The organism is Streptomyces sp. NPDC057950, assembly GCF_042887295.1.
GTDB classification, from domain to species: Bacteria; Actinomycetota; Actinomycetes; order Streptomycetales; family Streptomycetaceae; genus Streptomyces; species Streptomyces kaempferi.
The window spans coordinates 286,613-308,085 of the sequence record NZ_JBHVPP010000001.1; the positions used below are offsets into that span (position 1 = coordinate 286,613).

A 21,473-nucleotide genomic window follows, 5' to 3' on the forward strand; every position below is an offset into this window, starting at 1 on the left:
CACGCACCGGACGCCGCGAGGCCCGCCCTCCGGGCGGACGACGGGACTTTCGCAACACGCCCCAGATGAACGTTGTCGGCCTGACCCGCACCCGCCGTCGCCCGCATCCGGACACCGAACAGCCGCGAGACGGTCGCAACGGTCCATTAGCGGTCCGGTCCCGCGCGGGGAAGACGCAGTTGCCATGATGCTGACTTCGCGCACCCGCAGACATGTACCGAATGCACCGAAGCGCCCGCCGTGCACCTGGGTCCCACCACAGCGTGTGCGCAAGGGCCATGCCGACCTTGGTCGGCACTCCCGAGGGAAGTGATCGATGGTCTCCGAGAACTCCGACGCCTCGGCCGCCGAGTCGTCCGCGCTGGCTTTGAAGATACTGGTCGCCGGCGGGTTCGGCGTGGGAAAGACCACCCTGGTGGGCGCGGTCAGCGAGATCCGCCCGTTGCGCACCGAGGAACTGCTGAGCGAGGCAGGGCAGTCGGTGGACGACACCGAGGGAGTGGACCGCAAGGCCACGACGACCGTCGCCATGGACTTCGGCCGCATCACCATCCGGTCCGGTCTCTCCCTCTACCTGTTCGGCACCCCGGGCCAGGACCGGTTCTGGTTCCTGTGGGACGAGTTGTCGCTGGGCGCACTCGGCGCCGTCGTCCTCGCGGACACCCGGCGCCTCGAGGACTGCTTCCCCGCGGTCGACTACTTCGAGCACCGGCACATCCCGTTCGTGGTGGCCGTCAACTGCTTCGCAGGCGCCCGGGCCTACGGAGCCCAGGACGTGTCCCGTGCCCTCGACCTCGACCGGGGCACGCCGGTGGTGCTCTGTGACGCCCGTGACCGCGACTCCGGGAAAGAGGTGCTGATCCGACTGGTGGAGTACGCCGGGCGGGTGCACACCGCCCGGCTGCTCGACTCCGTCGGCTGAGACCGCCGGGTCGCCGGAGGCCCACGGGCGAAAGGATCCAGGGCGTGCCGTTCGGAACATGCAGGCGTCGCTGGGGCGACCCGGCCGCGAGGCACCGCTTCTCTCAGCCGGCTGACCCGAACGGCACCCCTTAATCCGCCACCGCGGAGTAGGCGAGGACCTTGTCGATCCGCACGCGTACGAGGAGTTCGCCCGGGACTCCGTTGCGCTTCCCGAACTCCTCCGCCCGATCCGCACCCATGTAGCGGCCACCGATGCGGGCGGCCCAGAGGCGCAACTCGTCGGGGTCCTCGGACAGTTCGGCCCGACCCTCCAGCACCACGAAGTCGAACGGCGGCCGGTCGTCGTCCACACAGAGGGCGACTCGGCCGTCACGGGCGAGGTTCCGTCCCTTCACGGTCTCCTTCGAGGTGTTGAAGATCAGGTCGTCGCCGTCCAGCAGGAACCAGATCGGCGCCACATGCGGACTGCCGTCCGCCCGGACGGTCGACAGTTTCGCGGTACGGGTTCCGTGCGAGACGAAGGCCCGCCATTGCTCGTCGGTCATCTTCTGTGCCATGCCTCCATCCTCCTTGCTCGCAGGGCGGCCGTGGGGAAGGCTGGCTGGTCGAATCCTCCGGTCAGGGGGAGAGACGACACGGGGAGACGGACATGGAGCAGAACACACGGCTCGGCTGGCTGCTGGACGACCTGACCGAGCGCGTCGAACACGTACGGCACGCGTTGGTGCTCTCCAACGACGGGCTGGTGACGGGCGCGAGTACGGGACTTCGACGCGAGGACGCCGAACACCTGGCGGCGGTCTCGTCGGGTCTGCACAGTCTGGCCAAGGGGTCCGGTCGGCACTTCGGCGCGGGCGAGGTGCGTCAGACGATGATCGAGTTCGACGAGGCGGTGCTTTTCGTCACCGCGGCGGGAGACGGCAGCTGCCTGTGCGTTCTCAGTGCCGCGGAGGCCGACATCGGGCAGGTCGCCTACGAGATGACCCTGCTGGTGAACCGTGTCGGCGAACACCTGCGGGTGGACACACGCCAACCGGAGCGATCGCCCTCGCTGGACTCCTGACCTGCGGAGACGGGTCACGCCGCGGAGTTATCCACAGGCGCGCCGCGGGATCGTCCGGACCCGCTACGGTTTTTCTCGAGGCAAGCGCACACCGGCGCGAGCACCGCACTCCACGGGGGAGACCGTCATGTCCGGTAACACCGTCACGCAGTCAGCCACGCAGTCCGCCACCTGGTCGCTCGCCCGCGCCGCCCGGGAACTGGAGCTCAGGCGCGGCGAGTTCGACCTGGCCGTGCACCTCGGATACGTGCGCACAGTTCCCGACGAAGGGGGAGGGGGACGCCGGGTCACCCGTGCGGAGACCGACCGCGTGCGTTCTCAAGAGGGCTTTTCCGAGGCGCTGCGAGAGCGCGTCAAGGCTGTCGGCACGGCAGAGGGTGCCGCCCTCCTGGGCATTTCCACCGCCCGGTTCACACGCCTCGCACGCCTGGGCCTCGTGGTGCCGGTCAAGTTCTACCTGAACCGTTATCGAGCCGTGGTCTGGCTCTACCTGGCCGAGGAGTTGCACCGCTTCCCGGCCGACAAGCAGAACGCTCCGCTGCTCAGGGGCCGTACGCCCGAAGGACTGCGGGACCAACTGGAGGCCGGCCTGGACCTCCGGCCCCGCAACTGGCGGGGACGGCACATGGGATTCCTGCTGCGCCAGACCGAGGGCCCCTGGGCGAGGGCGGCGGTCGTGGCCTCCCTGCTCGACCCCGTGCAGGTGGCGGAGGTCATCAGGGATCCGTACGAGCGCGCCTGCCTGAGCCGTTTCCGCCCCGAACGCCCCTCCCACGGCACGCCGGACTCGCCCGCCGCGCACCTCGTCGCCCGGATCATGACAGCCGAGGACCCCGACGAGATCAGCTGGCTCCGCGCCGACCTGGGTCAGGCCGTCGCCGAGGCCCGAGAAACGCACCCCGCACCGCGTCCGACGCAGAGGGCCGAGCCCGGCGTCGTCCCGGAACCGGCCGGATCGTCCCCGGCTCATTCACTCCCGGCCCATGCGTCCCAGGCCCGTACATCCCCGGTGGCCTCCCGGCCGGTGGTCCCCGCTCCGGCTGCCTTCGCTCCGACCGCACCGGTGTCGCCCGCCACCGCGGTCGTCTCCACGGCAATGGCTTCGCGGCCGGGGACAGCCGGCCCCGAAGACCTGCCCGCGACCGGGGAACGCGGCTGGCGACGCGGGCTGCTCGGCTGGTTGGACCGCAGAAGCACCTGAGGGCCTGACGGGGCCCGGCACATGGTCACAGCGCCCGGAACAAGCCTTCCTGGACGACGGAGACGAGCAGGCGTCCCTTCAGGTCGTAGATGCGTCCGCGGGCCAGCCCTCGCCCGCCGGTCGCGATGGGCGACTCCTGGTCGTACAGGAACCACTCGTCCGCCCGGAACGGCCGGTGGAACCACATGGCGTGGTCCAGCGAGGCCATGTCGAAGCCTCGCGGACCCCAGAGCGGCTCCACCGGAATGCGGACGGCGTCCAGGAGCGTCATGTCACTCGCGTACGTGAGGGCGCACGTGTGCACGAGCGGGTCGTCGCCCAGCGGTCCCACGGCCCGCATCCACACCGCGCTGCGCGGCTCCGCGTCCTTGATCTCGTTCGGCGTCCAGCGCAGCCGGTCCACGTACCGGATGTCGAACGGCTGGCGGCGCGCCATGCGTTCCAACGCCTCCGGAAGCGTGCCCAGATGCCTGGTGATCTCCTGCGGCAGCGTCGGCAGGGACTCGGGGTCGGGGACTTCGCGAGCCGGCGGCAGCTGGTGCTCGAAGGTCCCTTCCTCAGGCTTGTGAAAGGAGGCGGTCAGGTTGAAGATCGTGCGCCCCTGCTGCACGGCGGTGACACGCCGCGTGGTGAAAGAGCGCCCGTCCCGGACCCGTTCGACCTGGTACACGATCGGCACGCCCGGCCGGCCCGGGCGCAGGAAGTACGCGTGCAGCGAGTGCACCGGTCGGTCACCCTCCGTGGTGCGCCCGGCGGCGACCAGCGCCTGGCCCGCCACCTGGCCACCGAAGACACGCTGCAGCGACTCGTCCGGGCTGCGGCCACGGAAGATGTTGACCTCGATCTTCTCCAGGTCGAGCAGGTCGACGAGTCTCTCGGCTGGGTTCGTCATGCGGGGGATTCTCCTGTGCTCACAACTGGCCGACGTCGGTGACCTTGACGACGGCACGGCCCTCCACGTCGGACGCCGTGAGGTCGACCTCCGCGCTGATGCCCCAGTCGTGGTCGCCGTTCGGGTCGGCGAACGTCTGACGGACGCGCCACAGGCTGTTCTGCGGCTCCTCCACGATGGACAGCAGCTTGGGACCGCGGGCGTCGGGGCCGGTGCCGAGGTCCTCGTACTCGTCCCAGTACTTGTCCATCGCCTCACCCCAGGCGTCGGCGTCCCAGCCGGAGTCGGTATCCAACGCACCCAGCTCGTGGACGTTGTCGAGCGCGGCGAGTTCGACGCGGCGGAACATCGCGTTCCGGACGAGGACACGGAAGGCGCGGGCGTTCGCGGTGACCGGCTTGACCTGGTCGGCCTTCTCCTGTGCCTCCTCGGCCGTCATCACCTCCGGGTTGGCGAGCTGCTCCCACTCGTCCAGCAGGCTGGAGTCGACCTGGCGCACCAACTCGCCCAGCCAGGCGATCAGATCCTCCAGGTCCTCGGACTTGAGGTCGTCCGGGACGGTGTGCTCCAGAGCCTTGTAGGCGCTGGCCAGGTAGCGCAGGACGATGCCCTCGGTGCGCGCGAGCTCGTAGAAGGAGACGAACTCCGTGAAGGACATGGCGCGTTCGTACATGTCACGGATCACGGACTTCGGCGACAGCGGATGGTCGCCGACCCACGGGTGGCTCTTGCGGTAGGTGTTGTAGGCGTGGAAGAGCAACTCCTCCATCGGCTTGGGGTACGAGACGTCCTGGAGCCGCTCCATACGCTCCTCGTACTCGACGCCGTCCGCCTTCATCGCGGCCACGGCCTCGCCCCGCGCCTTGTTCTGCTGGGCGGCGAGGATCTGCCGCGGGTCGTCCAGCGTGGATTCCACGACGGAGACCATGTCCAGGGCGTAGGACGGGGACTCGGGGTCCAGGAGGTCGAACGCGGCGAGCGCGAACGTCGACAGCGGCTGGTTGAGCGCGAAGTCCTGCTGCAGGTCGACGGTGAGACGCACGATGCGGCCCTCGGCGTCCGGCGTGTCCAGCTTCTCGACGATGCCGCCGTCGAGGAGCGAGCGGTAGATCGCGATCGCCCGCCGGATGTGCCGCAACTGCTGCTTGCGCGGCTCGTGGTTGTCCTCCAGCAGATGCCGCATCGCCTCGAAGGCGTTCCCGGGCCGGGCGATGACCGACAGAAGCATCGTGTGGGTCACCCGGAAGCGGGAGGTGAGCGGCTCGGGATCGGAGGAGATGAGCTTCTCGAAGGTGCTGTCCGTCCACCCGACGAAACCCTCGGGAGCCTTCTTGCGCACCACCTTGCGGCGCTTCTTCGGGTCGTCGCCGGCCTTGGCGAGGGACTTCTCGTTCTCGATCACGTGCTCGGGGGCCTGAGCGACGACGTACCCCGCCGTGTCGAAGCCCGCCCGTCCGGCGCGCCCCGCGATCTGGTGGAACTCGCGGGCGCGCAGCGTACGTACGCGATTGCCGTCGTACTTCGTCAGCGCGGTGAACAGCACGGTGCGGATGGGGACGTTGACACCCACGCCGAGGGTGTCCGTGCCGCAGATGACCTTCAGCAGGCCGGCCTGGGCCAGCTTCTCGACCAGCCGACGGTACTTGGGCAGCATGCCGGCGTGATGGACGCCGATTCCATGGCGTACGTAGCGGGAGAGGTTCTGGCCGAACTTGGTGGTGAACCGGAAGTTGCCGATCAGATCGGCGATCTGGTCCTTCTCCTCCCGGGTACACATGTTGATGCTCATCAGCGCCTGCGCCCGCTCCACGGCCTGCGCCTGGGTGAAGTGGACGATGTAGACCGGGGCCTGCCTGGTCGCGAGCAGTTCGGTGAGCGTCTCCGTCAGCGGAGTCAGCACGTACTCGTAGGAGAGGGGCACGGGCCGGGTCGCCGAGCGGACCACCGACGTGGGGCGGCCGGTGCGCCGGGTGAGGTCCTTCTCGAACATCGACATGTCGCCGAGCGTCGCCGACATCAGGATGAACTGAGCCTGGGGCAGTTCCAGGATCGGGATCTGCCACGCCCAGCCGCGGTCGCCCTCCGCGTAGAAGTGGAACTCGTCCATCACGACCTGGCCGACATCGGCGTGCTTGCCGTCCCGCAGCGCGATGGACGCCAGCACCTCGGCGGTACAGCAGATCACGGGCGCGTCGGCGTTGACGGAGGCATCGCCGGTGAGCATGCCCACGTTCTCGGTGCCGAAGATCTTGCACAGCTCGAAGAACTTCTCCGACACGAGCGCCTTGATCGGTGCCGTGTAGAAAGTGACCTCGTCCCGGGCGAGCGCGGCGAAGTGCGCACCCGCAGCGATCATGCTCTTCCCCGAGCCGGTGGGGGTCGAGACGATCACGTTCGCCCCCGAGACCACCTCGATCAGCGCCTCCTCCTGGTGGGGGTAGAGCGTGAGACCGCGTTCCCCGGCCCACGACTCGAAGGCTTCGTAGAGGGCGTCGGGATCTGCGGTCTGCGGCAGCTGATCGATAAGGGTCACGCCCCCATCTTGCCTGTCGACCCGCCCGATGGGGGAATCGGATGTCCGGCCGAAGATCATGAACGTTACGCTGTGGCGCCTGCGCGGCGTCACCGCACGCGGGCAACTGGACAGCGGTACAAGTGGAATGGGGCGGGGAACGGCCATGATGGGACCAGCACACTCACTGTCGGGGGCCGCGGCCTGGCTCGGTGTCGGGGCGGCGGCCGCCGCCACCGGTCACACCATGCCCTGGCCGGTTCTCCTCGTCGGGGCCCTGATCTGCGCGGGGGCCGCGCTCGCCCCCGACCTGGACCACAAGGCGGCGACCATCTCGCGGGCCTTCGGGCCGATCTCACGAGGTCTGTGCGAGATCGTCGACAAGCTCTCGTACGCGGTCTACAAGTCGACACGCAAGGCCGGCGACCCGCGGCGCTCCGGTGGCCATCGCACGCTGACGCACACCTGGCTGTGGGCGGTGGCCATCGGTGCGGGGTCCTCCCTGCTGGCGATCACCGGTGGGCGCTGGGCGGTCCTGGCGCTCCTGTTCGTGCACATGGTGCTCGCGATCGAGGGGCTGCTGTGGCGGGCCGCGCGCGGGTCCAGCAGCGATGTCCTGGTCTGGCTCCTGGCCGCGACGAGCGCCTGGATCCTCGCCGGGATCCTGGACAAGCCGGGCAACGGCTCGGACTGGCTGTTCACCACGCCCGGCCAGGAGTACCTGTGGCTCGGTCTGCCGATCGTCCTGGGTGCCCTGGTGCACGACATCGGGGACGCGCTGACGGTGTCCGGGTGCCCGATCCTGTGGCCGATCCCGCTCGGCCGCAAGCGGTGGTACCCGATCGGGCCGCCCAAGGTGCTGCGTTTCCGGGCCGGCAGCTGGGTGGAGCTCAAGGTGCTGATGCCGGTGTTCATGCTGCTGGGCGGGGTGGGCTGCGCGGCGGCGCTCAACTTCATCTGACCGGCCGGGCGAGCGCCGCGTCCGGCGACGACAGTGCTCCCGCACCCGTCGGATGCGGTGCGTCCGTACCCATTGGATGCGGTGCTCCCATGCCCTGTGGATGCGGTGCTCCTGCACCCGTGGGTAGCGACGCTCCCGGACTCGTGGGTAGCGGTGCTCCCGCGCCCCATGGACGCGGTGCTCCGGGACCCGTGAGTAGCGACGCTCCCGCACCCGTGGGTGGCGACGCTCCCGCACCCGTGGGTAGCGGTCCTCCCGCGCCCCGTGGACGCGGTGCTCCCGCACCCGCCGGATGTGGCGCGCGGGCGGCCGGCTGCGACGGACTCAGGGCCTCACGCCGTATCTTTCCCGTCCCCGGCCGGTCCGGAGCTTCCGTAGCGTTTCTCGAACTGCGCGATCCTGCCCTCCGAGTCGACCGTCCGGGCCTTGCCGGTGTAGAAGGGGTGGCTCTCCGAGGAGATCTCGACGTCGACGACCGGGTAGGTCTCGCCGTCGTCCCAATCGATGGTCCGCTCGCTCGTCGCCGTGGAGCGGGTGAGGAAGGCGAATCCGGCGGCCCGGTCACGGAAGACCACAGCGTGGTAGTCGGGCTGCTTCTCCTGCTGCATGGGTTCTCCTTGCGTGGGAAGGGCGGGCCGGGGAGGGCCCGGTCAGCCGGACAGGGTGTCCTCGTCGACGATGTGCATCGCCGCTTCCTCGGCCGAGGAAGCCGCGCCGTCGATGCCGACGTCGGTGGCGATCAGCCCGCTCTCCCCGTCCTCGTGCGCTCCTTCGGCAGGGGCGACGAGACGGCCGGAGCGGGCGGTGCCCACTTCGTTGTCCAGGGGCTCGCCGTCCCCGTCCTGGTAGTCCCCGATGCCGTCGCCACCGGGTTCCGTGACATCGGGAAGCTCTTCCGCGAGGCGCTGGTCCAAGGTCTCGCCGTGCCTGCGTTCGGAGGCGGTCACCCCCGAGTGCTCCACCGCCCACGGGCGCTCCGGCGGGGACCAGCCACGATCGAGTGGGTCACCCACACCGTCGGAGTCCAGGGTGTCCTCGACGTCGAGCAGCCCCGCGTCGTCCTGCACCTCGGATCCATCGGGCTGGTAGACGTCGTCTCCCCATCCGTCGGCGCTCTCCACGGGTACCTCCAGGTGATGCGGGTGAGTCCGGTCCCACCACCCTCGACGGCGGGCACGGTCACTGGACACCGGCCCCGCCCCGCGCGAACCGGGTGGTTCCCGGCCGCTCCCCGAATCGGTGCCGACATCCAGCCTTCCACCCCGGTTCGGCACCGCGCAACGCCACAGGCTCCGACGCGGGACGGACCCGTGCACGCGGCGAGGACCAGGACACCGGTGCGCGGGCCCCACAGGACCGGCGCGGGCCGCTCCACGGGGGTCCACGCACGGGCCCCTGACCGGACCGGCGCGGCCCGCGCGTCCGTGCCGCGCCGGTCGGTCGCGATCACCTCATCCGTGCCAGGACCTCCACAGGGCCGCGTAGGCGCCGTCCGCGGCGACCAAGTCGTCGTGGCTGCCCAGCTCACTGATCCGGCCGTTCTCCACGACGGCGATGACATCCGCGTCGTGGGCGGTGTGCAGCCGGTGGGCGATGGCGACCACGGTGCGGCCGTCGAGCACGCGCGCCAGCGAGCGTTCCAGATGACGGGCCGCCCGCGGGTCGAGGAGCGAGGTCGCCTCGTCCAGCACCAGCGTGTGCGGATCGGCGAGGACCAGCCGGGCCAGCGCGATCTGCTGGGCCTGCGCCGGGGTGAGCGCAAGACCGCCCGAACCGACCTCGGTGTCCAGACCGTCGCTCAGAGCCTGCGCCCAGCCGTCGGCGTCGACCGCGCCCAGGGCCGCCCACAGTTCCGCGTCGGCCGCTCCCGTCCGGGCGAGCAGCAGATTGTCACGCAGGGAGCCCACGAAGACGTGGTGCTCCTGGTTGACCAGGGCCACGTGGGTCCGGACGGCTTCCGCGGGCATCCGCGAGAGTTCGGCGCCGCCGAGCGTGATGCGGCCGGCTCTGGGGGCGTAGATCCCGGCCAGCAGCCTTCCCAGGGTGGACTTGCCCGCACCGGACGGGCCGACCAGCGCGAGGCGGGTGCCCGGCGGGACCTCCAGGGAGACCTTCCGCAGCACGTCCACGCCGGCGCGGTAGCCGAACCGCACCTCGTCCGCGTGCACGTCGCGCCCGTCCGGCCTCACCTCCGGATCACCGGCGGCCGGTTCGATGTCGCGGACGCCGACCAGCCGGGCGAGCGAGACCTGGGCGACCTGCAGCTCGTCGTACCAGCGCAGGATCAGGCCCACCGGGTCGACCAGCATCTGGGCGATGAGCGCGCCCGTCGTCAGCTGACCCACGTCGATCCAGCTCTGGAGGACGAAGACCCCGCCGGTCATGAGGACCGAACAGAGGACCGTGACATGGGTGAGGTTGACGACGGGGAAGAGCACCGAGCGCAACCACAGGGTGTAGCGCTCCCAGGCAGTCCACTCCTTGATGCGGCGCTCGGAGAGGTCGATGCGGCGCCCGCCCAGACGGTGCGCCTCGACGGTGCGTCCGGCGTCCACCGTCTCGGCGAGGGCGGCGGCGACGGCGGCGTAGCCGGCCGCCTCCGAGCGGTAGGCGGACGGGGCGCGCTTGAAGTACCAGCGGCAGCCGACGACCAGGAGGGGGACGGCGACCAGGACCGCGGGCGCGAGGGGAGGTGCGGTGACGGCCAGCCCGCCGAGCAGCAGCACGACCCACACCACGCCGATGGCGAGCTGGGGCACGGCTTCGCGCATGGCGTTGGCGAGCCGGTCGATGTCGGTGGTGATACGGGACAGCAGGTCGCCCGTACCGGCCCGTTCCAGCACGCCCGGCGGCAGCCCGACCGACCGGACGAGGAAGTCCTCGCGCAGGTCGGCGAGCATGCGTTCGCCGAGCATGGCGCCGCGCAGCCGGACCTCACGCACGAACACGGCCTGGACGACGAGTGCGGCGAGGAACAGCGCGGAGGTGCGTACGAGGTGGAGATCCCGCGCATGGTCCGAGACCCGCTCGACGATCGCGCCCAGCAGATAGGGCCCGGCCATCGAGGCCACCACGGCCACCGTGTTGACGGTGACGAGCAGCAGGAAGGCCCGGCGGTGCCGTTGGAAGAGTTCGGTGATGTAGGCGCGTACGGTCGCGGCGGCGCCGACGGGCAGGGTGTTCGCCGTCGTCGGGGCCGCCGGGTCGTACGCCGGTGGCGCCACGCCGATCATGCGGTTTCCTCGATTTCTTCCAGTGCGTCGATCTTGCTGTTCCTACTGAGCCCGTCGTGCCTGTCGTGCTCGTCGTGCCTGTCGTGCCTGTCGCGCTCGTCGATCTTGTCGAGCCCGTCCGTCGCGTCGCTGGTCTTGACGCCCGCCCGTACACCGTCGGCGGCGGCTTCCTCGTCCGTCTCGCGGGTGACCACCGCCCGGTACCGCGGTTCGCCGAGCACGAGCTCGCGGTGCACTCCGACGGCCACGACCTCGCCCTCGTGGACGAGTACGACCCGGTCCGCGTGGTCCAGGAGCAGGGGTGAGGAGGTGAGGACGACCGTCGTGCGTCCGGTGCGCAGAGCGCGGAGACCGTCGGCGATCCGGGCCTCGGTGTGCGAGTCGACCGCGGAGGTCGGCTCGTCCAGGACCAGCACGCCGGGATCGGTGACCAGTGACCTGGCCAGGGCCAGACGCTGGCGCTGGCCGCCCGACAGGGAGCGTCCGCGCTCGGTGATGCGGGCGTCCATCGGGTCCTCGGTGTCCAGTGAGCCCTGTGTCAGCGCGTCCAGGACGTCGCCGCACTGCGCGGCGGCCAGCGCCTCGGCGGCGCTCACCTCACCCGAGGAGGGCACGTCCAGCAGCTCGCGCAGTGAGCCGGACAGCAGCACCGGGTCCTTGTCCTGGACGAGGACGGCCGTCCTCGCGGAGCCGAGCGGCAGGTCGTCGAGCGGTACCCCTCCCAGGAGCACCGAGGTGCCCTCCACGGAGGGATGGCCGCCCAGACGCTCGGCGAGCACGCCCGCCACGTCCGGGTCGCCGCAGACCACGGCGGTGAGCCGCCCCGAGGGCGCGAGAAGCCCGGTGACGGGGTCGTACAGGTCGCCGCCCGGCACCTCGGCCGAGCGCGACCCGCCACTGTCCGTGGCCCGCTCCAGGGACAGCACCCGGGCGGCGCGCTTGGCGGACGGACGGGAGAAGGAGTACGCCATGGCGATCTCCTCGAAGTGCCGCAGCGGATAGGTGAGCAGCATGACGGTGCTGTAGACGGTGACCAGTTCGCCGACCGTGATCCGGCCGTCGCGGGCCAGGTGCACGCCGTGCCAGATGACGGCGATCATGAGCAGGCCGGGCAGCAGCACCTGGACGGCCGAGATCAGGGACCACATCCGGGCACTGCGCACGGCTGCCCGGCGGACCTCCTGGGACGCGCGGCGGTAGCGGTCGAGGAACAGTTCCTCGCCGCCGATGCCACGCAGTACGCGCAGACCCGCGACGGTGTCCGAGGCCAGCTCGGTGGCGCGTCCGGCCTTCTCCCGCTGGAGGTCGGCGCGGCGGGTGGCGCGGGGCAGCAGCGGCAGCACGGCGAGTGCCAGGACGGGCACGCCCACGGCGACGATCACGCCCAGGGCCGGCTGGTAGACGACCAGGCCGACGCAGACGAGGACGACGGTCAGCGCGGCCGCCGCGAACCGCGACAGAGCCTCCACGAACCAGCCGATCTTCTCGACGTCGCCGGTGGAGACGGCGACGACCTCGCCGGCCGCGACGCGTTGGGTGAGCGCCGAGCCGAGCTGGGCGGTCTTGTGCGCCAGCAACTGCTGGACGCGTGCGGCGGCGGTGATCCAGTTGGTGACCGCGGCCCGGTGCAGCATGGTTTCGCCCAGCGCGATGCCGGCACCGCACAGCGCCATCAGCCCACCGGTCAGAGCGAGCCGTGTGCCGGATCTGTCGACGACGGCCTGCACGGCCAGGCCCACACAGAACGGAAGCCCGGCGACGGCGACGAAGTGCAGCAGTCCCCAGGCCAGGGCCTTGAACTGGCCGCCCAGCTGATTCCGGCCGAGCCACCGCAGGAAACGAGGGCCGGAACGGGCGTCCGGCACACCCGGGTCTGGATAGGGAAGGTCTTGAATCTGCATGGCGTCCCAGTGGCTCGTGTAAGGGGTGTGTTCAGGGGTGAGGGGAAGCCGTAACGTTTCGGCGACCAAGCCGGTCGCGGAGGCCGGCAGCAAACCGTGAAAGGTTCGCGGCAGGACACCGTCCGAAGCAAGCGGTTTTTTCCCTTGGGGGAAGGTTTCGGCCCGTCCGGCACATTCCCGGCGTGACCTGCCCCGGGCAGCACGAGGCCCCCGGTCTCGCCCGCGTTCCGGGCCGCCGGACGCGGGTCCGGGAGGGCGCCTTGTGTTCAAAGGGGCTGGGGTAAGGGGCTGTTCGTCCGATAAGTGGTGCGACGATGGACCGCATGCGAAAAAACGGTGCGATGCGGACGGGGATCGCCGCGGCCGCGTGCGGAGTCCTCGCGATGACCCTTTCGGCATGCGGCGGTCCGGGCGGAGGAAGCGGTTCGGCGAAGGGGCTGGGCGGGGAGACCGAGCGGGCCCCCGCGGGCGGCGTCGGCGGTACGCGGATCCCGGGGGTCGGCGACGGGTTGCGGTCGCGCATCCCGTCCAACTCCCGTCAGGTCGTGGCCGTCTACGGCGCGGGAAGGAACTCCGCCGACTCGACGGTCGTTCTCTACACGAAGTCCGGATCCACCTGGGACACACAGCGTGTGGGGAAGGCGCACAACGGGGTGAAGGGCTGGACCACCGACCACCACGAGGACGACAAGCGCAGTCCCGTAGGGGTGTTCACACTCACCGACGCCGGCGGAGTGCTCGACGACCCGGGCGCCCTTCTCCCGTACGACCGGTCGCGGGCGTACCAGGCCCCCCGCGGCTGGGCCAAGTCCTACTGGCACGACTTCGACTATGTCATCGCCATCAACTTCAACCGCCGCCCGGGTACACCGCCCGACGACCCGAGCCGTCCGCAGGGCCGGTCGAAGGGCGGCGGCATCTGGCTGCACCTGGACCACGGCAGCGGTACGTCGGCCTGCGTGAGTCTGCCCAAGCCGGCCATGGAGCATCTGCTGCGTACGCTCGACCCGCGCCGGCACCCCGTCGTGGTGATGGGGGACAGGGCGGATCTGGCCGCGTAGTCACCCCGGCGGCCCCTGTCCCCCGCCACCCCCCGGCAGTCCGGTCACGACTCCTCACGCGCGCGTCGCCGCCCCCGCGGAGTTCGGCACCGACTGGCACGATCCCGTGACCGCCGCCCCGGCGATCTCCAGGCCCGACGCCAGGTCCTGTGTGGTGACCCCCGCCGAGTCTCCCGAGTCTCAGTTCAGGGACTTCACGCCGTACCGGGGGAATTACGCACCGGCGGGTGGCTGCGGCGACCGCCGGCGGAAGGGCGCCCTGCGGCTCGACGGGAAGGTCAAGGGCCGCCAGTACGACCGGCTGGGCCATCTGCACGTCGGTGGCGTGGAGATCTTCCGCACGTCCACTCCCGAACCCTGGGCGACAGACTCACCCTCGCGACGGCGTCGAGTGGCCCGTCGCGAAGGACGTGACGCGCTACGGCGACACGTTCCGGCGCGGTGGCGACGTCGAGATGCTCATCGGGAACGTCGTCGACGACACGCACACCGGCGTCCTCGACGTGAAGGTCACGCTGACCTTGTACGCGAAGGGGAGGACCACGCGGCCGGCTGCGACCCCCGACACCCCCAGCCGTGTTCTCACCCTACAGAACGGCACGCTCACCACCCCGTGCGACAGTGAGCGCGTCGTCGCGCCCACGTGAGCGGCACGCTCACCGAGGCCACGGCGGATGGCCTCGCCAACACCTCGTCGTACACACCCGGTTCGCCGGAGCGGCTCGACACGGTGGGGGAGGGGCACCGGCTGACGGTCTCCGGCTACGTCGACACCTCGCACGGCCGGGTGACGACCACCGCGTGGTCACGGCTCGACGACACCTATGACGGCGACGCGACCTACACGGCCGACGTGCCGCGCGATCAACGGCACGCGGTCGGGACGACGAGCGAGCACTACGCCCTGCGTGGACCCGACGGTTGCGCACCCGCACCCGCACCCGCACCCGCACCCGTACCCGTACCCGCACCCGCTCCGGCACCGCGGAGCCGGTGCGCGGGACCGTCGTGTGTGCCGAGCCCCGTCAGCTGCCCCTCAGCAGCGCTTTTCCAGCCGGGGCATCCCGTCCACGAGGGTGTCCAGCAGCCCGCCCAGCACCTCGCGCTGTTCGTCCGAGAGCGGGGCGAGGATCTCCTCCGCGGCCGACCGGCGTGCGCCCCGCAGTTCCTGCAGTGCCGTGCGACCCTGGTCCGTGACCTCGATCCGGATCACCCGCCGATTGCTGGGATCGGGGACCCGGCGCACCTTTCCGCTCGCCTCCAGGCCGTCGACCAGCGTGGTCACCGCCCGCGGGACCACCTCGAGCCGCTCGGCGAGATCGGCCATGCGCGGCGGCGAGCCGTAGTGCGCGAGCGTGCGCAACAGCCGGGACTGGGCCGGGGTGATGCCCAGCCCGCGCTGCTCCAGATGCCGCTTCTGGATGCGGTGCACGCGGCGGGTCAGCCGCAGCAACTGCTCGGCGAGGAGGCCGTCGGCATCGGGGGTGGTCATGCGGGAACAATATCAGGATGCGGTTCATTGTGAGTATAGGTAACAATGAGCTAAGCTCCGTGAGTCACCGTTCATCCGTCTCCGTAACCATTCCCTCACCCTCCGTAGGAGCCCATGCGCCCCGAGCGATCCACCTGGACCCCGTCACCCGCCGAGAGTGAACAGCCGCGGCAGGTGCGCCGCATCCTGAAGCTCTTCCGGCCCTACCGCGGCCGCCTCGCGATCGTGGGCGTGCTGGTCGGCGCCTCGTCCCTCGTCACGGTCGCGACACCCTTCCTGCTGAGGGAGATCCTGGACGTCGCCATCCCCCAGGGCCGTACGGGTCTGCTCAGCCTGCTCGCGCTCGGCATGATCCTCAGCGCGGTCGTCACCAGCATCTTCGGCGTACTGCAGACCCTGATCTCCACGACGGTCGGCCAGCGGGTCATGCACGACCTGCGCACCGCCGTCTACGGCCGGCTGCAGCGCATGTCGCTCGCCTTCTTCACCCGCACCCGCACGGGAGAGGTCCAGTCCCGCATCGCCAACGACATCGGCGGCATGCAGGCGACGGTGACCTCCACCGCCACCTCGCTGGTCTCGAACCTCACGAGCGTCGTCGCCACGATCGTCGCGATGATCGCCCTCGACTGGCGGCTCACCGTCGTCTCGCTGCTCCTGCTGCCGGTCTTCGTGTGGATCAGCCGCCGTGTGGGCAACGAACGCAAGAAGATCGCCACCGAGCGGCAGAAGCAGATGGCCGCGATGGCCGCCACCGTCACCGAGTCGCTCTCCGTCAGCGGCATCCTGCTCGGCCGCACGATGGGCCGCGGTGATTCGCTCACCAAGGCCTTCGCGGCCGAGTCGGACAGCCTGGTCGACCTCGAGGTGAAGTCGAACATGGCGGGGCGCTGGCGGATGTCCGTCATCGGCATCGTGATGGCCGCCATGCCCGCCGTCATCTACTGGGCGGCGGGCATGGCCATCCAGTTCGGCGGCCCGTCCGTCTCGCTGGGTACGCTCGTCGCCTTCGTCTCGCTCCAACAGGGCCTGTTCCGCCCGGCGGTGAGCCTGCTGTCCACCGGTGTCCAGATCCAGACCTCGCTCGCGCTCTTCCAGCGCATCTTCGAGTACCTGGACCTGCCCATCGACATCACCGAGCCGGAGCGGTCGATCCACCTCGACCAGGTCAAGGGCGAGATCCGCTTCGAGGACGTCGAGTTCCGCTACGACGACAAGAGCGGTCCGATCCTCGACGGCATCGACATCACGGTGCCCGCCGGCGGCAGCCTCGCCGTCGTCGGTCCGACCGGTTCCGGCAAGTCCACGCTCAGCTATCTGGTGCCCAGGCTGTACGACGTCACGGGCGGCCGTGTCACGCTCGACGGGATCGACGTGCGCGACCTGGACTTCGACACGCTCGCGCGGGGAATCGGCGTCGTCTCCCAGGAGACGTACCTCTTCCACGCCTCGGTCGCGGACAACCTGCGCTTCGCCAGGCCGGACGCCACCGACGAGGAGCTGCGGGCGGCGGCGCGGGCGGCCCAGATCCACGACCACATCGCGTCGTTGCCCGACGGGTACGACACGGTCGTGGGCGAGCGCGGCCACCGCTTCTCCGGCGGGGAGAAGCAGCGCCTGGCCATCGCGCGCACCATCCTGCGCGACCCGCCGGTGCTCATCCTCGACGAGGCGACCAGTGCCCTCGACACCCGCACGGAGCACGCCGTGCAGGAGGCGATCGACGCGCTGTCGGCCAACCGGACCACGCTCACCATCGCGCACCGGCTGTCCACCATCCGGGGTGCGGACCAGATCGTGGTCCTGGATTCCGGCCACGCGGTCGAACGCGGCACGCACGAGGAGTTGTTGGAGCGGGGCGGGCGCTACGCGGCTCTCGTCCGCCGAGACGCACAACTGGAGCCGACAAGATGACGATATGCCGGAATTGTGACGATTAGCGGGTTACCGTGCCCGCATGCAGATGAACACTCCGCGACGGAGCACGATTCGACTGACGCGCCGGGGCCGGGTCGCCCTCGTCGCGACCGGAGCCGTCGTGGCGGTCACCGCCGTGGCGGTGCCGCTGCTGATCGTCGGAGGCGAGGAGGCACCCCGCGCGTCCCTCGTGATCCCGGAGGGCTGGCGCTCGGGCCAGGTCTACCGGGCCGTCGACAAGGTGCTCGCCCTGCCCGCGGGCGCCACCAAGAAGTCCCTGGCCAAGGCTCATCTGAAACTGCCCGACATCGCGGCGGGCAATCCGGAGGGATACCTGTTCCCGGCGACGTACCCGGTCGACGCGGGGGCGACACCGCAGTCGCTGCTGCGCTTCATGGTCGACACGGCGGACAGGCGATTCCACCGGAACCCGATCACCGCGGGAGCCCAGCACAACGCGATGGACGTCTACCAGGTCGTCACCATCGCGAGCGTCATCCAGGCGGAGGCCGCCACCAAGGCCGACATGGCCAAGGTCTCCCGCGTGATCTTCAACCGGCTCCAGCAGGGCATGCCGCTGCAGATGGACTCCACGCTCAACTACGCGCTGAACCGCTCCACTCTGAACACGACAGCGAGCGACACGAAGCTCAAGAGCCCCTACAACTCCTACGAGCGCATGGGTCTGCCGCCCACCCCGATCGCCAACCCCGGCGAGGACGCCATGCGCGCCGCGATCAATCCGGCCCCGGGCGACTGGCTGTACTTCGTCACCGTCAAGCCCGGCGACACCCGCTTCACGGCCAGTTACGAGGAGCACCAGAGGAACGTCGCCGAGTTCAACCGGAACAACCGGGCGGGCGCGTCCGCGGCCTCGTCGCCCTCCAGCTGAACGGCGGCCGTGCGGGACGTCAGGCGCCGGCCGGCACTCCGGCCAGCAGCCGCCTGATGTCCCGTACCGCCGCGCGTCCGGCCCGGTTGGCGCCGATGGTGCTGGCCGACGGCCCGTAGCCGACCAGATGGATCCGCGGATCGGCCGCGGCACGGGTGCCCTCGACGCGGATACCGCCGCCCGGCTCGCGCAGCCGCAGCGGCGCCAGATGGTCGATGGCGGCGCGGAAGCCGGTCGCCCACAGGATGACGTCGGCGGCCACGCGGTGTCCGTCGGCCCACTCGACGCCGTCCGGGACGATGCGGTCGAACATCGGCTGCCGCTCCAGCACTCCGTCGGCGAGGGCCTGACGGATCGCGTCGTTCAACGGCAGCCCCGTCACCGAGACGACGCTCTTGGGCGGCAGGCCCTGCCGTACCCGTTCCTCCACGAGCGCGACGGCCGCCCGGCCGAAGTCCTCGGTGAACGGCCCCTCGCGGAAGACCGGCGGCTTCCGTGTCACCCAGGTCGTCGCGGCCGCGTACCGAGCGATCTCCATCAGGTGCTGGGTGCCGGACGCGCCACCGCCCACGACGACCACCCGCTGCCCGGCGAACTCCTCGGGCCCGGGGTACTGCGCCGTGTGCAACTGCCGTCCCCGGAAGGTCTCCTGTCCCGGATAGCGCGGCCAGAACGGCCGGTCCCAGGTGCCCGTCGCGTTGATCAGCGCCCGCGCCGACCACGTACCGTCAGAGGTCTCGACGAGCAGTCGTCCCTCGGTGCCCTCCCGGACCGCCGTCACCTCGACGGGCCGCCGCACCCGCAGATCGAACCTGCGCTCGTAAGCGTCGAAGTATGCGGCGATGACCTCCGAGGACGGCCGGGCCGGGTCCGCGCCCTCCAGCTCCATCCCGGGCAGCGAGTGCATTCCGTGCACCTTGCCGTAGGTCAGCGACGGCCAGCGGAACTGCCACGCGCCGCCGGGCCGCGGCGCGTGGTCCAGCACCACGAAGTCGCGCTCCGGCTCGAAACCGGTGCGCCGCAGGTGGTAGGCGCTGGACAGTCCCGCCTGACCGGCACCGACCACCACGACATCGACCGCGCGCGCCCGCGCCCCAGAGTTGTTCACGCTTCTACCAACTCGGCCGGAGCCGGAGATCTTCCCCCGGGTGGACCAGGTGTGATCCACCCGACGGGAGTTCCTCAACGGCCGCCCGCGACCAGCAGCGGCGCACCACCTCCCGCCGCCGTACGTGGCAGCGGCTCCGGGGCCGGAGGCAGCGGCTCCGGGGCCGGAGGCAGCAGCCCCCGGGCGGCCAGAACCGGGATCACGCCCTCCCCGAACCAGTACGCCTCCTCCAGGTGCGGATACCCGGAGAGCACGAAGTGCTCGATACCCAGAGCGTGGTACTCCTCGATCCGGTCGGCGACCTCGACGTGGCTGCCGACGAGAGCGGTGCCCGCGCCACCGCGTACGAGACCCACGCCCGCCCACAGATTCGGGGAGATCTCCAGCTCGTCGCGGGAACCGCCGTGCAGCGCCAGCATGCGCTGCTGGCCCACCGACTCACTGCGCCCGAGCGCAGACTGCGCGGCCGCGATCGTGTTCGCGTCGAGGTCGTCGAGCAGCCGGTCCGCGGTCGACCAGGCCGCGGCGGACGAGTCGCGGGAGACGGAGTGCAGCCGGATGCCGAAGCGGACCGTCCGCCCCTCGCGCTCGGCCAGCGAGCGAATCCAGTCGATCTTCTCCCGCACCTGGGCCGGAGGCTCGCCCCAGGTGAGATAGACGTCCGCGTGCCGTGCCGCGACCGGCCCCGCGGCGGCCGAGGAACCGCCGAAGAAGATCTCCGGCAGCGGGTCGGGCGGCAGCGCCGTCAGGCCACCCTCGATCCGGTAGTGGCTCCCGTCGAAGTCGTACGGCTGCCCGCTCCACACGCCGCGCACCACGGACAGGAACTCGTCCGTACGCGCGTACCGCTGATCGTGGCCGAGACGGTCGCCGAAACGCCGCTGCTCGGCCGAGTCGCCACCGGTGACCACATTGAGGAGCAGCCGTCCCCGCGTGATCCGCTGGTAGGTCGCGGCCATCTGCGCCGCCAGGGTCGGCGACACCACACCGGGCCGGAACGCCACCAGGAACTTCAGCCGTTCGGTGTGCTGGGCCAGCGCCACCGTCGTCAGCCATGCGTCCTCGCACCACGTGCCGGTGGGAGTGAGCACGGCCTCGAAGCCCAACTGCTCCGCGGCCTTCGCGATCTGGGCCAGATACCCGATGTCGGGGGCCCGGACCCCCTCGGCCTGCCGCGCGCGGCCGACTGCGTTGGACGCGTACGCGTGCCGGTCCACCAGGGTGCGGCCGTCGCCGCCGGTCGGCAGGAACCAGTGGAGATGGACGGTCATGTCACGACTCCTTGTAGACGCGGGGAGTGGTGGTGGAGGCCGGCAGCCCGCCGTTGAAGCGGGTGTCGACGAACGCCGAGAAGTCGACCTTGCGCGGGATGAGCCCGAGGCCGGTGAAGGTGTCGGCGATCCGCTGCTCGGAGGCGATGAGCGGCTTGTCGACGGCGACCGCGATACGGCTGGCGTTGGTCCGCTTCACCGAGGCGAGCGCCACCCCGTACGGCAGCCCGGTGTCCTTCGCCCACACCTTCGCCCAGGCGTCCGGGTGGTCGTAGACCCAGTCCTGGGCGCGCCGCAGCCGCTCCAGGTAGTCCTTGACCGCCGCCGCCTTCCGGCTGTCCCTGAGCGCGCCGGGCGCGGCCACCTGGAAGCTGAGCCCGTTGACCACCCCGTCGCCGTCCGTCAGGATCCGGCCCCGTCCGGCCTCGACCACCTGCGAGGTGTACGGGTCCCACACCGCCCACGCGTCCACCTTGCCGCCGGTGAACGCGGCCAGCGCGTCGGCGGGCTGGAGGTACTTGACCTTCACGTCGCTCAGCTTCAGACCGGCCTTCTTGAGCGAGGCGATCAGTTGGTAGTGCGCGGACGAACCCTGCGCCACGGCTATGGACTTGCCCTTCAGCTCCGCGGGGCGCTTCAACGACGAGTTCTTCGGTACGAGGACGGCCTCACCCTTGGACGTGCCGCGCCAGGCGGCCACCACCGAGATCTTCGAGTCGGCGCCGGCCGCGAAGACCGGTGGGGTGTTGCCGACCCCGCCGATGTCGACGGCCTTGGCGTTGACGGCCTCGAGGAGAGGCGGGCCGGAGGTGAACGTCGACCATTTGATCTTGTAGTCGAGGTTCTTGAGCTCCCCGGCGGCCCGCAGCACCGCCTCCGAACCGCCCTTCTGGTCACCGACGTCGAGCGTGAGGGAACCCTTGCCGTCGGTTCCGGCACCCGCGGCGGTGCCGGCGACCGAGGTGCCGCCGCAGGCGGTGAGCAGCAGGGCCAGGGGGAGGAGAGCGGCGGGGACGAGGCGTCGTCGCATGGCGATTTCCGTTCG

General features: G+C 70.7%; 18 protein-coding genes and 1 pseudogene. 8 read left to right on the top strand and 11 right to left on the bottom strand.

Annotation, left to right across the window (positions count from 1 at the left end):
- The first annotated feature begins 316 nt into the window (after positions 1 to 316).
- Positions 317 to 922: an ATP/GTP-binding protein gene (locus ACFVTC_RS01360; RefSeq protein WP_153292055.1), complete on the top strand. Its 606-nt coding sequence runs from the start codon at positions 317 to 319 to the stop codon at positions 920 to 922.
- Positions 923 to 1,052: 130 nt separating this feature from the next.
- On the opposite strand, the gene ACFVTC_RS01365 is transcribed toward ACFVTC_RS01360, so the two are convergent.
- Positions 1,053 to 1,481, bottom strand: a complete 429-nt coding sequence (locus ACFVTC_RS01365; protein WP_390122728.1) for a PPOX class F420-dependent oxidoreductase — start codon at positions 1,479 to 1,481, stop codon at positions 1,053 to 1,055.
- Between the two features lie 92 nt (positions 1,482 to 1,573).
- On the opposite strand from ACFVTC_RS01365, the gene ACFVTC_RS01370 reads away from it, so the two are divergent.
- Entirely contained in the window at positions 1,574 to 1,987 is a 414-nt protein-coding gene (locus tag ACFVTC_RS01370) for a roadblock/LC7 domain-containing protein (RefSeq protein WP_390122730.1), read from the top strand.
- 127 nt (positions 1,988 to 2,114) lie between these two features.
- Complete coding sequence (locus ACFVTC_RS01375) at positions 2,115 to 3,188, top strand: DUF6397 family protein (RefSeq protein ID WP_390122732.1); 1,074 nt, start codon at positions 2,115 to 2,117, stop codon at positions 3,186 to 3,188.
- Between the two features lie 25 nt (positions 3,189 to 3,213).
- Here ACFVTC_RS01375 and ACFVTC_RS01380 read toward each other — a convergent pair whose 3' ends face one another.
- Positions 3,214 to 4,080 carry an acyl-CoA thioesterase II gene (locus ACFVTC_RS01380; RefSeq protein WP_329285805.1) on the bottom strand — a complete coding sequence of 289 codons (867 nt, stop codon included), beginning with the start codon at positions 4,078 to 4,080 and terminating at the stop codon, positions 3,214 to 3,216.
- A 19-nt stretch (positions 4,081 to 4,099) separates the two neighbouring features.
- Complete coding sequence (locus ACFVTC_RS01385; RefSeq protein ID WP_390122735.1) at positions 4,100 to 6,613, bottom strand: DEAD/DEAH box helicase; 2,514 nt, start codon at positions 6,611 to 6,613, stop codon at positions 4,100 to 4,102.
- Positions 6,614 to 6,758: 145 nt separating this feature from the next.
- Between ACFVTC_RS01385 and ACFVTC_RS01390 the strand changes: the two genes are divergently transcribed.
- Positions 6,759 to 7,553, top strand: coding sequence for a metal-dependent hydrolase (locus tag ACFVTC_RS01390; RefSeq protein ID WP_390122737.1), 795 nt, complete (start codon positions 6,759 to 6,761; stop codon positions 7,551 to 7,553).
- A gap of 332 nt (positions 7,554 to 7,885) precedes the next feature.
- Here the strand turns inward: ACFVTC_RS01390 and ACFVTC_RS01395 are convergent, their stop codons facing one another.
- The 4 genes from ACFVTC_RS01395 to ACFVTC_RS01410 form a co-directional block, all read right to left on the bottom strand.
- Positions 7,886 to 8,161: a type B 50S ribosomal protein L31 gene (locus ACFVTC_RS01395; RefSeq protein ID WP_390122739.1), complete on the bottom strand. Its 276-nt coding sequence runs from the start codon at positions 8,159 to 8,161 to the stop codon at positions 7,886 to 7,888.
- 42 nt (positions 8,162 to 8,203) lie between these two features.
- On the bottom strand, positions 8,204 to 8,674 hold the full coding sequence (locus tag ACFVTC_RS01400) for a DUF5709 domain-containing protein (RefSeq protein ID WP_390122741.1): 471 nt from the start codon (positions 8,672 to 8,674) through the stop codon (positions 8,204 to 8,206).
- Positions 8,675 to 9,004: 330 nt separating this feature from the next.
- Positions 9,005 to 10,786 (bottom strand): ABC transporter ATP-binding protein, encoded by a 1,782-nt coding sequence (locus ACFVTC_RS01405; protein ID WP_390122743.1) that lies wholly within the window; start codon positions 10,784 to 10,786, stop codon positions 9,005 to 9,007.
- Entirely contained in the window at positions 10,783 to 12,687 is a 1,905-nt protein-coding gene (locus ACFVTC_RS01410; protein WP_390122745.1) for an ABC transporter transmembrane domain-containing protein, read from the bottom strand. Before ACFVTC_RS01410 ends, ACFVTC_RS01405 begins: the two co-directional genes overlap by 4 nt.
- A gap of 323 nt (positions 12,688 to 13,010) precedes the next feature.
- On the opposite strand from ACFVTC_RS01410, the gene ACFVTC_RS01415 reads away from it, so the two are divergent.
- Positions 13,011 to 13,748: a hypothetical protein gene (locus ACFVTC_RS01415; RefSeq protein WP_390122747.1), complete on the top strand. Its 738-nt coding sequence runs from the start codon at positions 13,011 to 13,013 to the stop codon at positions 13,746 to 13,748.
- Positions 13,735 to 14,673: pseudogene (locus ACFVTC_RS01420) on the top strand (peptide-N4-asparagine amidase); the annotation flags it as partial. The gene ACFVTC_RS01415 and the pseudogene ACFVTC_RS01420, both read left to right, overlap by 14 nt.
- Positions 14,674 to 14,784: 111 nt before the next feature.
- On the opposite strand, the gene ACFVTC_RS01425 reads toward ACFVTC_RS01420, so the two are convergent.
- Complete coding sequence (locus ACFVTC_RS01425) at positions 14,785 to 15,240, bottom strand: MarR family winged helix-turn-helix transcriptional regulator (protein ID WP_390122749.1); 456 nt, start codon at positions 15,238 to 15,240, stop codon at positions 14,785 to 14,787.
- 114 nt (positions 15,241 to 15,354) lie between these two features.
- On the opposite strand from ACFVTC_RS01425, the gene ACFVTC_RS01430 reads away from it, so the two are divergent.
- Positions 15,355 to 17,154 carry an ABC transporter ATP-binding protein gene (locus ACFVTC_RS01430; RefSeq protein ID WP_390122751.1) on the top strand — a complete coding sequence of 600 codons (1,800 nt, stop codon included), beginning with the start codon at positions 15,355 to 15,357 and terminating at the stop codon, positions 17,152 to 17,154.
- Between the two features lie 43 nt (positions 17,155 to 17,197).
- Positions 17,198 to 18,049 carry an endolytic transglycosylase MltG gene (gene mltG / locus ACFVTC_RS01435; RefSeq protein ID WP_390122753.1) on the top strand — a complete coding sequence of 284 codons (852 nt, stop codon included), beginning with the start codon at positions 17,198 to 17,200 and terminating at the stop codon, positions 18,047 to 18,049.
- 19 nt (positions 18,050 to 18,068) lie between these two features.
- On the opposite strand, the gene ACFVTC_RS01440 is transcribed toward mltG, so the two are convergent.
- The 3 genes from ACFVTC_RS01440 to ACFVTC_RS01450 all read right to left on the bottom strand — a co-directional run bounded on the left by ACFVTC_RS01440 (position 18,069) and on the right by ACFVTC_RS01450 (position 21,458).
- The gene (locus ACFVTC_RS01440) at positions 18,069 to 19,157 is read right to left on the bottom strand and encodes an NAD(P)-binding domain-containing protein (protein ID WP_390122755.1); all 1,089 of its coding nucleotides are present in this window, start codon (positions 19,155 to 19,157) and stop codon (positions 18,069 to 18,071) included.
- A 74-nt stretch (positions 19,158 to 19,231) separates the two neighbouring features.
- Positions 19,232 to 20,428: an LLM class flavin-dependent oxidoreductase gene (locus ACFVTC_RS01445; RefSeq protein ID WP_390122757.1), complete on the bottom strand. Its 1,197-nt coding sequence runs from the start codon at positions 20,426 to 20,428 to the stop codon at positions 19,232 to 19,234.
- Between the two features lies 1 nt (position 20,429).
- Positions 20,430 to 21,458 carry an ABC transporter substrate-binding protein gene (locus ACFVTC_RS01450; RefSeq protein WP_390122759.1) on the bottom strand — a complete coding sequence of 343 codons (1,029 nt, stop codon included), beginning with the start codon at positions 21,456 to 21,458 and terminating at the stop codon, positions 20,430 to 20,432.
- Positions 21,459 to 21,473 lie beyond the last annotated feature (15 nt).

What these genes read in the sequence shown, in the direction of transcription:
- ACFVTC_RS01390 (WP_390122737.1), top strand. Translation starts at nt 6,759, where the DNA reads ATGATGGGACCAGCACACTCACTGTCGGGGGCCGCGGCCTGGCTCGGT.
- ACFVTC_RS01410 (WP_390122745.1), bottom strand. Translation starts at nt 12,687, where the DNA reads ATGCAGATTCAAGACCTTCCCTATCCAGACCCGGGTGTGCCGGACGCC.
- ACFVTC_RS01430 (WP_390122751.1), top strand. Translation starts at nt 15,355, where the DNA reads ATGCGCCCCGAGCGATCCACCTGGACCCCGTCACCCGCCGAGAGTGAA.
- ACFVTC_RS01375 (WP_390122732.1), top strand. Translation starts at nt 2,115, where the DNA reads ATGTCCGGTAACACCGTCACGCAGTCAGCCACGCAGTCCGCCACCTGG.
- ACFVTC_RS01425 (WP_390122749.1), bottom strand. Translation starts at nt 15,240, where the DNA reads ATGACCACCCCCGATGCCGACGGCCTCCTCGCCGAGCAGTTGCTGCGG.
- ACFVTC_RS01450 (WP_390122759.1), bottom strand. Translation starts at nt 21,458, where the DNA reads ATGCGACGACGCCTCGTCCCCGCCGCTCTCCTCCCCCTGGCCCTGCTG.
- ACFVTC_RS01445 (WP_390122757.1), bottom strand. Translation starts at nt 20,428, where the DNA reads ATGACCGTCCATCTCCACTGGTTCCTGCCGACCGGCGGCGACGGCCGC.
- ACFVTC_RS01395 (WP_390122739.1), bottom strand. Translation starts at nt 8,161, where the DNA reads ATGCAGCAGGAGAAGCAGCCCGACTACCACGCTGTGGTCTTCCGTGAC.
- ACFVTC_RS01380 (WP_329285805.1), bottom strand. Translation starts at nt 4,080, where the DNA reads ATGACGAACCCAGCCGAGAGACTCGTCGACCTGCTCGACCTGGAGAAG.
- ACFVTC_RS01415 (WP_390122747.1), top strand. Translation starts at nt 13,011, where the DNA reads ATGCGAAAAAACGGTGCGATGCGGACGGGGATCGCCGCGGCCGCGTGC.
- mltG (WP_390122753.1), top strand. Translation starts at nt 17,198, where the DNA reads ATGCAGATGAACACTCCGCGACGGAGCACGATTCGACTGACGCGCCGG.
- ACFVTC_RS01370 (WP_390122730.1), top strand. Translation starts at nt 1,574, where the DNA reads ATGGAGCAGAACACACGGCTCGGCTGGCTGCTGGACGACCTGACCGAG.
- ACFVTC_RS01365 (WP_390122728.1), bottom strand. Translation starts at nt 1,481, where the DNA reads ATGGCACAGAAGATGACCGACGAGCAATGGCGGGCCTTCGTCTCGCAC.
- ACFVTC_RS01405 (WP_390122743.1), bottom strand. Translation starts at nt 10,786, where the DNA reads ATGATCGGCGTGGCGCCACCGGCGTACGACCCGGCGGCCCCGACGACG.
- ACFVTC_RS01360 (WP_153292055.1), top strand. Translation starts at nt 317, where the DNA reads ATGGTCTCCGAGAACTCCGACGCCTCGGCCGCCGAGTCGTCCGCGCTG.